The sequence below is a fragment of the Haloarcula sp. CBA1122 genome (assembly GCF_009741785.1).
In the GTDB taxonomy this organism is placed as follows: domain Archaea; phylum Halobacteriota; class Halobacteria; order Halobacteriales; family Haloarculaceae; genus Haloarcula; species Haloarcula hispanica.
The window spans coordinates 132,503-147,098 of the sequence record NZ_WPCB01000001.1 but is presented as its reverse complement, the minus strand read 5'-3'; the positions used below and the strand labels follow the sequence as shown (position 1 = coordinate 147,098).

Here is a 14,596-nt window from a genome sequence, read left to right as displayed (position 1 = left end):
GTCTTCAACAATCAGCAAGGAGAGGTATTAGATATATCCAAGATGCTTTAGACGATCTTCGACGTCTGACTTCGATGGTTCTTCTTGCTCTGCAACGCTCGCGCACGGATTGCTGGTTTTTTGATCTGTGGCAGATGTAACAGCCCACGGGACCTTTTTGAGATGAGGATGTGGTATCCCCTCCGGATGTCCATACTGTTTCATCTCTCCGAACAATTCACCGTGGTCAGCAGTGATGGCGACCCGCTCCGCATCTATGTTACTGAGCAGGCGACGGATTGAGCCAAGGACTAATCGAAGGTTATCCAGATAATTCTCCCAAGCCTCTTGCTTGGATATCTCCCCACGTTCGATAGCTTCCCATGGGTGATCCTCAGCGTCAGTGATATCCCGTTGTTCCCTGTATGCGGATGCCACATGCGGACGGTGTGGTTGATAATAGTGAAGAATCATCCGCTCGAAGTCGAGCTTTCGTCCCGCAAGAATCGCTTGGTCGGTCACGATATTCGGCGGAATCGTATCGAAGTAGTCCTCGTACCTGTGGTGGCGAGAAAGCTGTTTCAGGAGTTTGAACTGGCTTTCGTCTACTACGTTCCAATCTGCCCAAGTAACTGGCACAACGTACTTGCGCGGTGGCCGTTTCCCGTCTTTAAATGTCGGCTGAGTATGCGGATTCGTAGAGAGATATACTGTGTCGGAGATCTCGTCTGCGTGTTCCTGGGTGAAGGTTTTACACAACCACTCATGAGAAGAGCTTCCTGTGGACCACACGCTATCAACCCTGTCGATAAACTCAAATTCGGGTGCGACTTCCCGCAACGCGTCCACACGACAGGCGTCTAGTACGATCAGTAAATCCCACTTTTTTTCGTAAATGTTCGTGCCGAGAGGGTACTGAGTGGTCAGTGAGAAATATAGGCCATTATAAGCTCCACCTAAAAAATATCGGAGTCCTTCCTCGCCCCCATCTACTTGGTCCCCTGTAAGGGTACGTAGCCACTCGCGTATATTAGTCTGCACAGTGCAGACTTTTTGCAGTGGATGGTATAGTTATAAATATTCTACCCACAGTATCGTGAATGGACCATCCCAGATGTAGTTACGCAGTTCAATATAGATATTATACAAGTAAATATATGTAAATTTTATCTGTTGTTTTCAGATTTCAACAAGGATGGCACAAACAGGACAGCCAGTACCGGATGCATACTTAATGAGACCCACTTCCAGTTAGTATTCATGTACGATGCGGTCGTAAGCGCGATGAACCATCCAGACCCCTTTAATCCCTATATGGGGCTGTTCAATTTCCGATCCATCAGGGCGCTCAGTATGACAGACACTAGTCTAGATGTCGTTACTCCTCGTCCGAGAGCGCCTCCGATAGGTCCTTACTCCGAGTTCGGAGACATACCGAGCCGACATGATTACAGTTCTCACGAGGTCCATTACCCTAGATTCCTCTACTTGTTACCGCAAAAAGTATTCAAATACACGTTATCGTCACGGTCGTTTTCCGAAATGCTCCCAGAGTATCTCTCAGAGAACTTTGAGACGCCAGATATCTGCCATGCTGGCCACATCCATTACGATGGCTACGGGTTAGTGCCGTACTGTAGGAGCAACGATATCCCGCTGACAGTCATGGGGCGTGGGAAAATTTTAAACAGTTTCTATGAACTCTCACAGATCAGTCGGAGAAAAATCAGAGAGACCCTCAATTACGCGGACGGTGTCTTTTGCGTGAGTGAGTCACTCGCACGAACCGCCAACAGTATTACCGAAACACCGAAAGCTACTGTGCTCCCAAACGGGGCGAATCCAGCGCGGTATCCAACGGACAACGAGGCGACGATTCGGCAAGAACTAGGAATTGAGAGAGATACCACACTAATCATGTTCTGTGGCGGGTACACGGAACGGAAAGGGATTAACGAGATTTGTGAAGCCCTGGATGAGATTCATACCGACGACGTAGCCTTCGTTTTCGTCGGTCATTACGGTGATCTCCGCACTGACCTCATCGCTGAACTCAAAGCTAGTCACCACGAGAACTATCGGGTCCTCTGGGAAGTCCCACCGCTGGGTCTCCGGCGGTGGTTCGCTGCCGCAGATATTTTCATGCTCCCAAGCCACGCAGAAGGCCGACCGAACACGATATACGAGTCGATGGCCAGCGAAACTGCGGTTGTCGCCTCAGCCGTATCCGGTATCCCAGAACAGGTGGTGGACGGAGAGACAGGCCTCTTGATCCAAAAGAAAGACTCCAATGCGCTTGCCACCGCCCTGAACAGTCTCATCACCAATCCAAAAGAGCGAGAACGGATGGGAACAAACGGTAAGGAACGGTTGGTATCGAAGGGATGGACGTGGGAAGCACACGGTCAGCGACTTGCGAACCTCCACGAATCGATCATCGCTGATGGACAGCTCCCCACGTCTGAAGTCTTGGACTAATGCCCGCCAGATAGTGTTAGGTTGTGAAGACGTGCTCCTCGAGGAACCGCTCGTACTCGTCAAACACAGGTCGCGGCGAGAAGTCGTCGGCGCGGGACCGCAACCGGTCAGGATCAGGAGGACCAGCAAGCGTGTCACGGACTGCGTTAGCCAATCCATCCACATCATCCATAGGAACAAGTGTCCCATACTCTCCATCGGAGAGAATTTCTCTTGGGCCGCTCGGACAGTCCGTTGAAACGATCGGACATCCAACCGCCAAACACTCGATCAGGACCGTCGGTAGCCCTTCATACCGAGATGAGAGGAGAAAAGCGTCTGACTTTGCCATATATCGATACGGGTTATCGACGAATCCAGGAAGCGACACCACGTCTGACAGGCCCAGTCGTTCGACCGTCGCCTGAACTTTCGCTCGGCACGGTCCTTTTCCTGCTATGATTGCACGTGCATTCGAGTTCCTACTGACTACCTTCTCGAACGCACGGACCCATCCATCCAAGTTCTTTTGACGTGCGTGTCGCCCAACAAATAGGACGACATCCCGATCATCGTTCTCTACCCATTCGTGATCGACTGTTTGGCTGGCCCGTCCACGAATCTGTTCGACATCTACTGGGTTATAAAGTACTGAGATGTCCGAGCGTTCGACTGGAGTACTGTCAGTGAGGCTGTCTGCGACGCCCTCAGAAACACTGATGATTTGATCCGAAGCGGGGTAAAGCCAAGGGACGATTCGTCTGACAATCTGATCCTTTGGTGTCGCCTCGACTTCGTGTCCGAACGCGGAGTGTTGCGTCGGAATGACGGTTGTATCGATGTCGAGGAACCTATTGATAGCGAGCGAGACAATGCTTGGGTGTTCAAGATGGGGAAACAACGCTGCCGGCGTGTGTTTACTTAAATATCTAGCTAGGAACGGCAGATGTGCGGCCACCCCAACCACTGGCGTCGTCGATGGTGGAAGCTCGACGATAGAGACCTGCTCAGACAACTCTGAACGGAGTTCACCGCTCGCCCGTGACAGGAGAAGGTCAATGTCGTACCCCCGGGTGGCCAGCCCGTTCGCGATTGTGATCGCGACCTGCTCTGCACCACCGACAGAGAGATCCGGAATAAAAAAGGCCAGCAGTGGTCGGTCGCCGTCCGTCGCAGCTGAGATATTCTGTTCGGCTACTGTCGAGACAGCAGAACCAGCACCGTCTGAAGGCGTCGGCTCGTCCATTATTGTGTTGGACCCGTCAGATAGACTTTGTTAGTCACTGGATTCGTTCGGTACCAAACTTCACATGGCCGATGGCATCGAAGTAGCACAGACTGTGTATTAGAAATTGGTATCAGGCGGAAGCTATCCGTTCGAGTTGTTCGGTACCGTATTTTAGTCGGTGTTACCTACCAGTTTGTCGATGTAGCGTATTCATACGGATATCTGTAATCGTTTCAAGCGGATAGGCTTTGTTTGAGCGGACAGAAATGTTGTCAACTGAGTCACGGTACGAGTGGGATTCCAAAGCCCAATACCACAATACGTCCTCATTTTGCAGGTATGGTCTCTGTCAGTTTCCGACGCAAGGACGCAACACCCTCGTAGGTCCACTCTCCTCCCAAGGAGGGTAGCAGATGGGGGTGGACAGGACGGTAGAGTGGGTTGGCAAAAAAGGCCAGTAAGAAGTATTTACGGGCCTCGTCGTACCGTCCAGCATGGATTGCTGACCGTGCAAGCGAGCGTCGCATGGACGCGAGAAAGGTCCGCTTGTAGTATTTCCCGTACTCCGCTGCGAGGCTGCCGTGCTTCTCGACAAACAGAGGATAGGCGACGTCGCGCTTCTGTTCGAACTTTGCTGTGATGCTATCCTCTCGGCCAGTTTGGCGATACGTAAGTGTCTCCGTGACCGGTTGGAACTCGCAAGCCTGTGCGAGCCGGAAAAACCACTCACGGTCCTGCCACGCGGGAAATCTCTCGTCGGGCAGCCCGGCATCGGAGATCACCTCAGTGTCGACTAGAACCGAAGAGAACTGTCCGAAGTTTGCGCCGGTCAGCAGATCTGTGACCACCTCGCCCGCCGCAGATGGGGTTGAAACCGTTGTTCCAGTCGCGCTCTCCCGTTTGACCCATGTGTAAACGACTCCTGTTTCGGGTGATGATTCAGTGAACGTATCGACCTGTTTCCTGAGCTTCGTTTCGTCCCACCGGTCATCATCGTCAAGGAACGCGACATAATCACCATTTAAAGTCTGAATACCCGTATTTCGGGCGACGTTTGCACCCCTGTTTTCTTTATGCCGGATAGTTTTCACACGCCCGTCACTCAAAATATCCTCGGGTAATGTCGTCGCTACAGGTGTCGGTGACCCGTCATCAACGACCAGCAGTTCGATCCGGTCGTACTGTTGGTTAAGCACACTTTTAATCGCGGCTGGCAGGCGTCCATCTCTCCCATACGTAGGTATTACTACACTCACAAGCGGATTCTCACCGTTCGTGTGGCATTCCCCCGACATGTTAATCTTGAGTTGTAATTTGTAAACCGGCATACTTAAGTACAACATTGCTACCGACAGACAAGAGTGGTTTCTGGACGAGGTGATAACCCCAAGGTGGCAGATCTGAATTGGTATTATACAGACAATATCGTCTTTTGATTGCGGAGGGACTAACGTGTAATAATAAAACAGCGTATCGTTAGCCGGTGTCTTATCGACCACAACCATAGCTTTTCAGGAGAATTACTATTTGTCAGGTCTCACTATGCTTTAGTACGTAATCCATATGCCGGAGACCAAGTGGGTTTCATCCATGTCGATGTCAAAACCTAGCCAGAGTCGGTTCCAGTGGTTTCTCGTATCGTTTGTGACTCTAGGAACGCTCTCGCTAGTCACCATCTGGGTCGTTGGCATCACTGGTCTTCGAGTTTACCTTGTCGGACTGTTTCTGATCCTACTCGTAACTAGTGAGGTGTTCCCTCCGCTGGCAGACGGGCAGTGGTGGCGTCGGCTACAGGTTGCCAAGCTTGTCGGTTGGCTTATTACTCTCTCCCTCCTGTTTGAGCGGGTCATTGAAGTAGTCTGATCCTTTTCGGTGTTTTTTGAAGGAACGACGTGATAGGGGTGCGAACGGTCTTCGCAATTCATTTTCTCCTGCAGAAATCATGTCCGCGGAACAGTATCAACTTTGAATGAGAATATCATCTGGCTCCAATGCCTGTGGTGTCCCGTGCAAAATAATCGGGATTCCTTCTGGCTTGTGAAATCATCGTTTTGATACTATCTCGTATTAGAAAACAATAAGCGCTTGTCACAGGTGTGCTGTGCCAAGCATAGGTACCACACATAGCAGAAAATAGACCTCTCGAATAGTCGTTACGGGGCTAGCTTGGTCCTTGCGGAGCGCGAGCCTATGCTATCAGCCACTGGTGACGTTAACCCAGATGTGTGTGCGGCGGTACGCGTTCTCGGGACGAGGATTCGCCTCAACTGGTGGTTCATTGCGGTAGAGGAGGTATGAAACTCGAATGTGATCACCGACCAGCGTGGGGGACAGTTCATGTGGCCGCTTGAGAGTGTCACCCGCCCCGACACGGTTTCTGAATCGGTCAATCCGTGCGGTGGCCAGGACACTGCCGTTCTCGATTCTCTGCGCAATGACAACAACAGTATAGTTTAGTTCTTGGCCTTCATGGTTGCCGATGGAGACCTGAACAGTCCGAGAACTGCCGAGCGGGATCTGTGACGGATACTCAGACGCTATGGGTTCTCCGTCGGCGGATTCAGTTACCAGCGCAAACTCGGTAAACTGTTCACCCCGTTCAGTCGATATGGCCGCGTACCCGATTCCGGTACCGGAGAGAAGAAGCCCAAATACAAGCAAAATGCGTATCGTCGGAACACCCCCAGACGGTGTTGAAAACGTTTGGCTCCGTACAGTTGTCATCCACCGCAGGGGACTGAAGCGCACATTTGATGGCACTCGCGCCCGTCGGATCGTTGCAGCAAACGTGAGAAGTACCGTCGTAACACTGATAGCGAATTGGTACGATCCGGTAGTCGCACCAAGCGAGCCCAAGACTAACCCGAGCCCCAATAGTGGAACTATACAGACACTGCTCCCGACTGCAAGGAGAAGTCGTTCACCGGCAGATATTCGTCCTTCCCGGTTGTCAAACAGTCCACCAGACTCAGAAGATCCTCGTGGGAATAGAAGCGCAACTAGAGCGTATCCCGGTGCAACAAGTACCGCCCCCAACCCCAAAAAAATCCCTGCGGGAGACTGTTCGAAATACCCCTGGGCAACACCGAGGTGCCAGAAGCCAAGGAGTCCGACCAACAGAAGATCGATCGGGAGTGTCTCCGTCTCGATGTTCGCATCAGCATCAGTAGCCATTATCGCTTGGTGCGGTCGTAGTAATAAAATTAGACAGTTACTACCAGTTCATGTAACGGATTAGTGCCAAGAGTTCCCGTCCGGAATCTGGCCAAAATAAGGTCATTGGATGGGGAGTAACCTGTTGTCAATCGGTGAATTACCACCGGGAAAGCAACCAGACAGAACACGCCTTTCCAGTTGTACAGATTTGGTCGTTCTTCCCTATCCTTGGTCAAACAAGTCGTTGAAGAGCGGTCAATTCGTACTCGAGAAACTACCCGAAGCAGCACCGGGCGCACAGTGCTTACTGGCCGGTCACTCGGGCGCTGTGACTGCTTCCCTGACGGGGAGTTCCGAAACTGAATCGAGTATCTGAATGGCGGCTGTCCCATCTCCGAAAGGCGTCGTCCAATCCTCAGCCTTTCCGCGCATCTGTGTCGCCGCTGCAGTGATACTACTCGGCTCCCGGCCGGCAACGCAATTCGCACCGACAAACGCCGTCTCAGGGCGTTCAGTTCCATACCTGAGCGTCACACACGGTGTCCCGAGGATGCTCGTCTCCTCTTGGACACCACCTGAATCGGTGAACACCAAGTCCGCTGCACTCTCTAATCTGAGGAAATCGAAGAACCCCAGTGGTTCGATAAGACGAACTTGATCGGGGACTGCGATACCGAACTCTTCGAGGCGATCCTCTGCTCGGGGATGGATCGGGTAGATGACCTCCCGGTCCGCTTGAGCGCTTGCCCGTGCAACGCCGCTGAGAATCCGCTCGAAGGCTTCCCGGTCGTCAACTGTTTCCGCCCGGTGAGCAGTCAATAGGTCGAACTGCCCTTCGGAAAGGCCGAGTTCACTCAGGATCCGACTTTTGTCTGCGGCTTCATCATCAAAGGTTTCGACTGCGTCGACGATCGTATTTCCGGTGACTGTGATGCGGTCCTCGGGGACCCCTTCGTCTCGGAGCAACGCCGCTGTCTCGGCGGTCGGGGGAAAGAGGTAATCGGAGATGTGATCGATGATGACGCGGTTCGTCTCTTCGGGCATGTCGTCATCGAAACTCCGAAGCCCAGCTTCGACGTGGGCTACGTCGACATCCATCTTGCTCCCCGCTAGTGCACCTGCGAGAGTCGAGTTCGTGTCCCCTTGGACAAACACCACCGTTGGCTCGGCATCTTGAAGTTCTTTCTCAATACCAGCGAGCATCGCACCAGTCTGAGCCCCGTGATCGTCAGATCCGATTTCGAGGTTCGTATCTGGCGGTGATAATCCGAGTTGTCGGAAAAAGACGGTATCCAGCGAATCTGAGTAATGCTGCCCAGTGTGGATGATGTGTGTGTCGACGCCACGCCGGTGACACTCCTGAATTACCGGGGCTAACTTGATAATCTCGGGACGCGTTCCAAGGACGAAACCCACAGTGCTGTCAGTCATTGTCGTCCTCGCCTCGTAGGGCGAAATTCTGACAATAGTGCCACCCAATCAGGTTTCATAGCGGTTCCGTGAGTCGTCAACAGGATTTGTTATAGGCCTCCTACGCCGTTGATGATGACCAGCCGTCCGCGAGGGGGTTGTTATAACAGAATGGTATTCGTAGAACAACTCAGATTGTCCGGACATCGAACCCGTGCTCAGTCCAGTGATCCACGTCGATTACATCGACCGGGTCAACCACGGTTCGGCCCGTCATTTTCGACCGAATGTCTTCCGGGTTAAGGTCTGCAAACTCATCGTGTGCTGCCCCGAATATCACTGCATCAGCGCCAGTTACTGCTGTATCGAGCGTAACGAGCTGTAGTCTGGAGTCCGTCGCCCGTGGGTCGTGAATAGTGACTGATCCCTCGTCCCAACCCCCATCCATGGCCGGGCGTGTATCCACTGTGACATTACCGAGCAGCTGGGCTATTTCCAAGCCTGGACTATTTCGGGTATCGCTGACGTTACCCTTGTACGTGATTCCAAGGACAGCTACAGTCTTATTTTCGAGCGAGTCGATAGCGTCCTCGAGTAATCTGATAACGTGCTCAGGCATCCTGCCGTTGACCCGGTTCGCTATATCGATCAGCTCCGTTGCACCAGAGCCATCGCTCAGGAACCGTGGGTCGACAGGAAGGCAGTGTCCACCTACCCCTGGGCCTGGACTCAGAATATCAACCCGCGGATGGTTGTTTGCGAGGGTGATCGCAGACCGCACATCAATGCCGTAGTTCTCTGCAAGGAGAGCGAGCGTGTTAGCATACGCGATACTAACGTTTCGCTCAGCGTTCTGTGCGAGTTTCACGAACTCGGCGGTTGTTGGGTCAGCGGCGACATGTATCTCTCCGCTGGTAAGCGGTTCGTAGAGGGACTTGATAGCGCTAACTGAGGCCTCATCAACACCTCCAACGATTCGATCGTTGGTTCGGAGTTCTGTGAGCGTATTCCCCGGCATCACCGTCTCCGGTGTGTACCCCAAGTGGACATTTTCACCGATATTGAGATCGCTTCGTGATATGATCGGCGCCAGGATTCCGGTAGTTGTTCCCGGCGGCACTGTTGATTCCAGAATGACGGTGTCGCCAGGCCTGAGAACGTTGGCCACGTTTCGCCCAGCGTCCTTCACGTAGGTCAGATCCGCCTCATCGTTCAGTTCGTCGTACGGTGTTGGAACGCAGATGATATGCACATCAGCGGGTTGGGGGCGACGGCTCGGCGTTAGATTACACTCTAACGCATCCTGAATGTACGACTCAAGCTCCGACTCGCTGACTTTGGGCTCGCCTTCGTGGAGGCGATCTATCACATCTTCGTTGACATCGAAACCAATGACATCGGTGCCTTCGTTGGCGAACAGCGATGCGGTTGCAAGCCCGATATAGCCGAGCCCATGGACGCAGATAGTCATATTTCCAGTGCCTCCCGTAGTTTTATCATTGACTCGTAGCGCTGTCCCCGTTCCAGATAGTCTAATATGGGTTCGTGCTCCATTGACGTACGAATCATATAGGTTACCCTTTGTTATGCAGAAGTTGTTCCCAATCAAAAATCAAACACTCTGGTAAACCGACACCTGAGAAAGAAAGATACGAACCCTAATTTGTCCGTTGAATACTTGAACTGCCAGCTATTGGCGGTATAATTCTAAGGAGTGGAGAATGATTCCAGTGAAGGCTGCGAGGATGCCAATAATTGTGAACGTAGTGCTAGCCAGAGCATGTCCAAGTGGAAAAGTTCCGGACTGAAGATAGTTGAACATCGTAAGGTAAGTAAACACAAATCCGATCAGAACGCAGGAGACACCAGGCACGCCGAGCAACATAATCGGATGTTCTCGCTCAACCGTCCGAATAATGTTTCCAACGAGCGTGAGCCCATGCTCAACTGGGCCAAGGTTGTTAGAAGTCTCCACGTCGTAATCTATCGTCGTCGGAACCTCTGTGATCTGGTAGCCATTTGAGTGAGCATGGTACAGAATATTGGTACTTGCATCCATCTGGTCTCCGATTGAGTTGTCCTCAGCGAGCGAGGTTATGGCTTCTGTACTATACGCACGGAATCCGCTCTGTGTATCGCTGATCTGATTTGCCGGCTTGAGGATTCCGAGGCTGAGGTTTGTCATGAGGTTAACCGCAAATAGGCCAAACCGCCTGTACAACGGCATCTCGGTGTCTGCATCCTCATCGAACCGGTTGCCGATGACAACTTCCGCCCCGGATTTCCGCTGTTGTTCGATTAATTCCGGGATGTCACTGGGGTCGTGCTGCCCGTCTGCGTCGAGTATGACCAAGTAGTCGGCGTCACCACGGCTAGCTTGGTCGAAAATACTGTTGAGGGCACCGCCATACCCGATGTTACGGTCGTGCTCATACACTGTTGCACCGGCCGCCGCTGCGACTTCGACGGTGTCGTCAGTACTCCCATCGTCGACCACCAGAACGGTGTCTACATAGTTCTTAGCTGACTCCACTACTGCCCCAATCGTCGCCGCCTCGTTGTACGCGGGAATTCCGACCATGACAGTCGGGTCCGGCTCGGTGACGGGCTCAAGACGGGCTTCGACTGTGAATTCCTCGGTATTCTCCAGGGCTTCGCGGCTTGCCGAGAGATTAACTGACCCCTTCTCTTCACCATGGTACAGGAGTCCCGGATACCCAGCTTGCTTAGCGAACAGACGCAACCGCTCGCGAGGGGTATCGGTCTCAGCCCAGTTTCCAGAAGGGAGAACCACCTCTGCATCAAGCCACCGGGCAAAAGTGAGTGCCTGAAGGTCAGCATCAACAGCAGCTGTAACGATTGCTTGGTGTGCCCGTGAGTGTATGCGAAGGATTTCAGCCGCGATCCACTCAGCGTTCGACTCGGTCGCGACTAGTCCCACCGCGGGCAAGTTCTTGGAAACCTCGCGGATACCGTCATTAGCGGGTGATTGTTGGATTCTATCCGACATCTCAGTCCCACTCCGGAACCGCTCTCGATGGCGGTCGTTCGGTGTGGTCGCCCACACGCTCCAGTACGTATAGTGGTATCATTGTGGCGAGTAGTGGACTCCGTTGTGCTCTGCTGTGAACGAGTTATCACATTGTTATTCCCAGCTTTCCGAGATTGCCCCAATCCTGTATTATCCGCAAAAAGCAGGTAACAAAGTATAGTCTGACGCGGGGATACAACGCATGATCGCTACGGTATCAGATGGGATTATAGTAACAATTGAAACGATTTAACACTGATCGCACTGCCGTCGTGCAATCAGGTGTGCATTGATTTTCAATGGCTACTATAGTTCGGCACAGTCTCTGTGAGATCGAGATGACTCGCTCGGGAAACGAGACGTATGTCTACGAATAACTTAAAACATGAAAACCGCGTCTTCGAATGACATGTCGATGAATGATGTCAGCAATTGTCGGGTGCTAGTTACCGGGGGTGGTGGGTTCGTTGGAAGCCATCTAACATCAGCGTTAGCGGTGGATAACCATGTTCAAGTCCTTGATAACTTCTCGACGGGACGGCGAGCAAACCTCCCGGAGGATGTGACTGTAATTGAGGGTGATATACGAGATACGGAAACAGTCAGCAAAGCGATGGACGACGTCGACATAGTTTTTCATGAGGCCGCGATGGTTAGTGTCCCCGAGTCAATCGAGCAGCCGGTCGACTGTCACGAGCTCAACGGGTCGGCAACCGTCACCGTTCTCGATTGCGCTCGACGGCAGGATGCAAGGGTCGTACTCGCCTCAAGTGCCGCCGTATACGGCAATCCCGATACAGTCCCGATTAGAGAAGCGGAGCCGGCCGACCCACGCACTCCATATGGAATCGAGAAGCATCTCGGTGAACAGTATGCGCAGTTTTACACAGAACGGTACGGCCTGCCGACAGTTCCGTTACGATACTTCAACGTCTACGGGCCGCGTGGGCTTGACGGGGAGTACGCCGGTGTCATCGGCACCTTCATCCGGCAGGCGCAGGCGGGCAACCCGCTCACAATCGAGGGTGACGGGGAACAGACGCGAGATTTCGTCCACGTCGATGATGTCGTACGTGCAAACCTGCTTGCAGCTACAACGGATGCTATCGGCAGGCCGTTCAACGTCGGAACTGGACGAAGTATCTCTATCAACGAACTCGCCGAAACCGTCCGAGATGTCGTTGGAACGGATGTGGGGATAAAACACGTCCCTGAACGCACAGATGACATCAAGGAGAGCGAAGCAGATCTCAGTGACGCACGCACACTGCTGGGATATGAACCAACAGTGTCGCTTGAAAAAGGGCTTGAATCGACGCTCAGTGCTGAAGGGGAATAAACGCCGCCGGTTGCTGATCGAGTTATATGTACAAATATAATAAGAGATCCACATTCAGACCAGTTATTTGATCTCGATATCAAAGATGTAGATACTTGCTTGCTTCATCGATTCAGTGATGTCCGTATGAAGGATATAGATAATCCATACGTAATGATATAAAACAACGTCTACCACTGGTCCTGATCCAAAACATTTGGCTTGCTCAAGCAGCCCAATATAATACACCGAGAACTGGCGACTGGAGTAGCCCGGAGAGTTGAGAAGTGGATACCGGCACGATGAGGACGGAGGTGCATCGGACGCTGACTGTAACAGGAAATGTCAGAATGCTCTATTTCTTGGCCTCTACCCAGTTCTAACTGGGCAATCCACTCGGTTACAAGTACCCTCACTCGGGAATATCTTCGGACGGAGCTTCCAGCAGGGCTGGGGTATATTGGGACGGTTTTAAACAGTAGCTATATAATGATCACATTATCGGTAGGGCTGGTATCTCATGGCGGCAGACAGCGCTCGCTGACCTCTGCTACCGAGGGGACTTTTACCGATTCGGATGGAAACAGTTGTATGATTCAGAACCGGGCCGCACTGGCTGCCAACGCTGCACGCGAGGTGGCACTCGATTGTATCGAGGCCGCCGTGGCCGCGGCTGCGCCAGAAGTGGCCACTAGGTCGGTCGTCAGCCGCGTCGGTGAGACGCTGACAGTCGGTGAGACAACGTACGACCTCGGCAACTACACCGATGTCGTTGTTGTCGGCGGCGGGAAAGCCACGGGTGGCGTGACCCGCGCGCTCGAATCCATTCTCGGCGACTCCCTCAGCGGCGGCCACGTCGTCGTCGAGCAGGCTATCGACACCGAAACCGTCCGGAGTTCCGTCGGAGACCACCCGTTACCGTCGAACCGGAACGTTGAGGTGACCATCGATATTCTCGAAACCGTCGACGACGCCGACGAAGACACGCTCGTGCTGTTTGTCCTGACCGGCGGAGCCAGCGCGCTTCTGTCGGCTCCGGCCGGAGACCTGACGCTGGACGACCTCCAGACGACGACCGACAGACTCCTGAGTGGTGGCGTCCCGATTGAAGAGATCAACGCGGTCCGGAAGCACCTCTCGGACCTGAAAGGCGGGCAGATAGCACGGCGCGCGGCTCCCGCCACTGTCGCCGGGGTACTGATCAGCGACGTTGTCGGGAACGACCTCTCGACCATCGGTAGCGGGCCCTCAGTTCCGGACGAAGCCACCTACGAGGACGCCCTTGACGTGTTTGCTCAGTACGACCTCACTCCACCGCCGGCCGTTCGAGACCACCTCGAAGCCGGACGAGACGGCCGAATATCGGAGACACCGTTTCCCGGCGATTCGGTCTTTGACCGGGTCACGAACCATCTCATTGGGGACAACGCAACCGCACTTGACGCCGCCGCTGCTGTCGCACAGGAAGCCGGGTACGAACCGCTCGTGCTCACGTCTCGCCTGCGCGGCGAAGCCCGCGAGGTGGCGAAACCGCTCGTCGCTATCGCCGAAGAAGCTACGGCGACGGGAACACCCGTCGAGCCGCCGGCCGTCCTCCTCGCCGGCGGCGAAACGACTGTGACCGTGACCGGGGACGGTGGACAAGGCGGCCCCAATCAGGAGTTCGTCCTCTCCGGCGCACTGGTCCACGACGGCGACGCGGTCATCGCCGCCGTCGACACTGACGGCGAAGACGGGAGCTCCGACGTGGCCGGGGCTATCGCTGACGCGACCGTCGTCGCCGACCGCGAACGGGCCCGCGACGCGCTTCTCGCAAACGACGCCGGCTCGTACCTCTCTCAAATCGAGGCGACAGTCGAGACCGGGCCGACCGGGACGAACGTCAACGACGTGGCCGTGCTCGTTATCCCAGACCCGAGCGAGTAATGCCGGCCCCCGAGACACGGTGGCTATTTTCGAGTGGTACTACCGGACTGCCGCATCACGATGGAAGGGCAGTACCGTTCGATCCGTGGCT

General features: G+C 53.7%; 10 protein-coding genes. 3 read left to right on the top strand and 7 right to left on the bottom strand.

The window, feature by feature from the left end:
* Nucleotides 1–27: 27 nt before the first annotated feature.
* Nucleotides 28–828, bottom strand: coding sequence for a hypothetical protein (locus GJ630_RS00680; protein WP_371726682.1), 801 nt, complete (start codon nucleotides 826–828; stop codon nucleotides 28–30).
* A gap of 411 nt (nucleotides 829–1,239) precedes the next feature.
* On the opposite strand from GJ630_RS00680, the gene GJ630_RS00675 reads away from it, so the two are divergent.
* A complete protein-coding gene (locus tag GJ630_RS00675) occupies nucleotides 1,240–2,457 on the top strand; it encodes a glycosyltransferase family 4 protein (protein ID WP_129756231.1) in 1,218 nt (405 codons plus the stop codon).
* 16 nt (nucleotides 2,458–2,473) lie between these two features.
* Here GJ630_RS00675 and GJ630_RS00670 read toward each other — a convergent pair whose 3' ends face one another.
* From GJ630_RS00670 to GJ630_RS00645, 6 genes are all read right to left on the bottom strand, one after another.
* The gene (locus GJ630_RS00670; RefSeq protein ID WP_129756232.1) at nucleotides 2,474–3,682 is read right to left on the bottom strand and encodes a glycosyltransferase; all 1,209 of its coding nucleotides are present in this window, start codon (nucleotides 3,680–3,682) and stop codon (nucleotides 2,474–2,476) included.
* A 308-nt stretch (nucleotides 3,683–3,990) separates the two neighbouring features.
* On the bottom strand, nucleotides 3,991–4,992 hold the full coding sequence (locus GJ630_RS00665) for a glycosyltransferase family A protein (protein ID WP_252718671.1): 1,002 nt from the start codon (nucleotides 4,990–4,992) through the stop codon (nucleotides 3,991–3,993).
* An 868-nt stretch (nucleotides 4,993–5,860) separates the two neighbouring features.
* Nucleotides 5,861–6,838 (bottom strand): DUF1616 domain-containing protein, encoded by a 978-nt coding sequence (locus tag GJ630_RS00660; protein WP_191449122.1) that lies wholly within the window; start codon nucleotides 6,836–6,838, stop codon nucleotides 5,861–5,863.
* A 297-nt stretch (nucleotides 6,839–7,135) separates the two neighbouring features.
* Nucleotides 7,136–8,251, bottom strand: a complete 1,116-nt coding sequence (gene wecB, locus GJ630_RS00655; protein ID WP_129756234.1) for a non-hydrolyzing UDP-N-acetylglucosamine 2-epimerase — start codon at nucleotides 8,249–8,251, stop codon at nucleotides 7,136–7,138.
* Nucleotides 8,252–8,420: 169 nt separating this feature from the next.
* Complete coding sequence (locus GJ630_RS00650) at nucleotides 8,421–9,701, bottom strand: nucleotide sugar dehydrogenase (RefSeq protein WP_191449121.1); 1,281 nt, start codon at nucleotides 9,699–9,701, stop codon at nucleotides 8,421–8,423.
* Nucleotides 9,702–9,920: 219 nt separating this feature from the next.
* Nucleotides 9,921–11,240 (bottom strand): glycosyltransferase family 2 protein, encoded by a 1,320-nt coding sequence (locus tag GJ630_RS00645; protein ID WP_129756236.1) that lies wholly within the window; start codon nucleotides 11,238–11,240, stop codon nucleotides 9,921–9,923.
* A gap of 436 nt (nucleotides 11,241–11,676) precedes the next feature.
* On the opposite strand from GJ630_RS00645, the gene GJ630_RS00640 reads away from it, so the two are divergent.
* Together GJ630_RS00640 and GJ630_RS00635 are read left to right on the top strand one after the other, a co-directional pair.
* Nucleotides 11,677–12,600, top strand: coding sequence for an NAD-dependent epimerase/dehydratase family protein (locus GJ630_RS00640; protein ID WP_371726677.1), 924 nt, complete (start codon nucleotides 11,677–11,679; stop codon nucleotides 12,598–12,600).
* Nucleotides 12,601–13,170: 570 nt separating this feature from the next.
* Nucleotides 13,171–14,505 carry a glycerate kinase gene (locus tag GJ630_RS00635; RefSeq protein WP_064289113.1) on the top strand — a complete coding sequence of 445 codons (1,335 nt, stop codon included), beginning with the start codon at nucleotides 13,171–13,173 and terminating at the stop codon, nucleotides 14,503–14,505.
* The last annotated feature ends 91 nt before the right edge of the window (nucleotides 14,506–14,596 follow it).

Coding starts and splice junctions, on each gene's coding strand:
- GJ630_RS00675 (WP_129756231.1), top strand. CDS start 1,240: ATGTACGATGCGGTCGTAAGCGCGATGAACCATCCAGACCCCTTTAAT.
- GJ630_RS00670 (WP_129756232.1), bottom strand. CDS start 3,682: ATGGACGAGCCGACGCCTTCAGACGGTGCTGGTTCTGCTGTCTCGACA.
- GJ630_RS00665 (WP_252718671.1), bottom strand. CDS start 4,992: ATGCCGGTTTACAAATTACAACTCAAGATTAACATGTCGGGGGAATGC.
- GJ630_RS00660 (WP_191449122.1), bottom strand. CDS start 6,838: ATGGCTACTGATGCTGATGCGAACATCGAGACGGAGACACTCCCGATC.
- wecB (WP_129756234.1), bottom strand. CDS start 8,251: ATGACTGACAGCACTGTGGGTTTCGTCCTTGGAACGCGTCCCGAGATT.
- GJ630_RS00650 (WP_191449121.1), bottom strand. CDS start 9,701: ATGACTATCTGCGTCCATGGGCTCGGCTATATCGGGCTTGCAACCGCA.
- GJ630_RS00645 (WP_129756236.1), bottom strand. CDS start 11,240: ATGTCGGATAGAATCCAACAATCACCCGCTAATGACGGTATCCGCGAG.
- GJ630_RS00640 (WP_371726677.1), top strand. CDS start 11,677: ATGAATGATGTCAGCAATTGTCGGGTGCTAGTTACCGGGGGTGGTGGG.
- GJ630_RS00635 (WP_064289113.1), top strand. CDS start 13,171: ATGATTCAGAACCGGGCCGCACTGGCTGCCAACGCTGCACGCGAGGTG.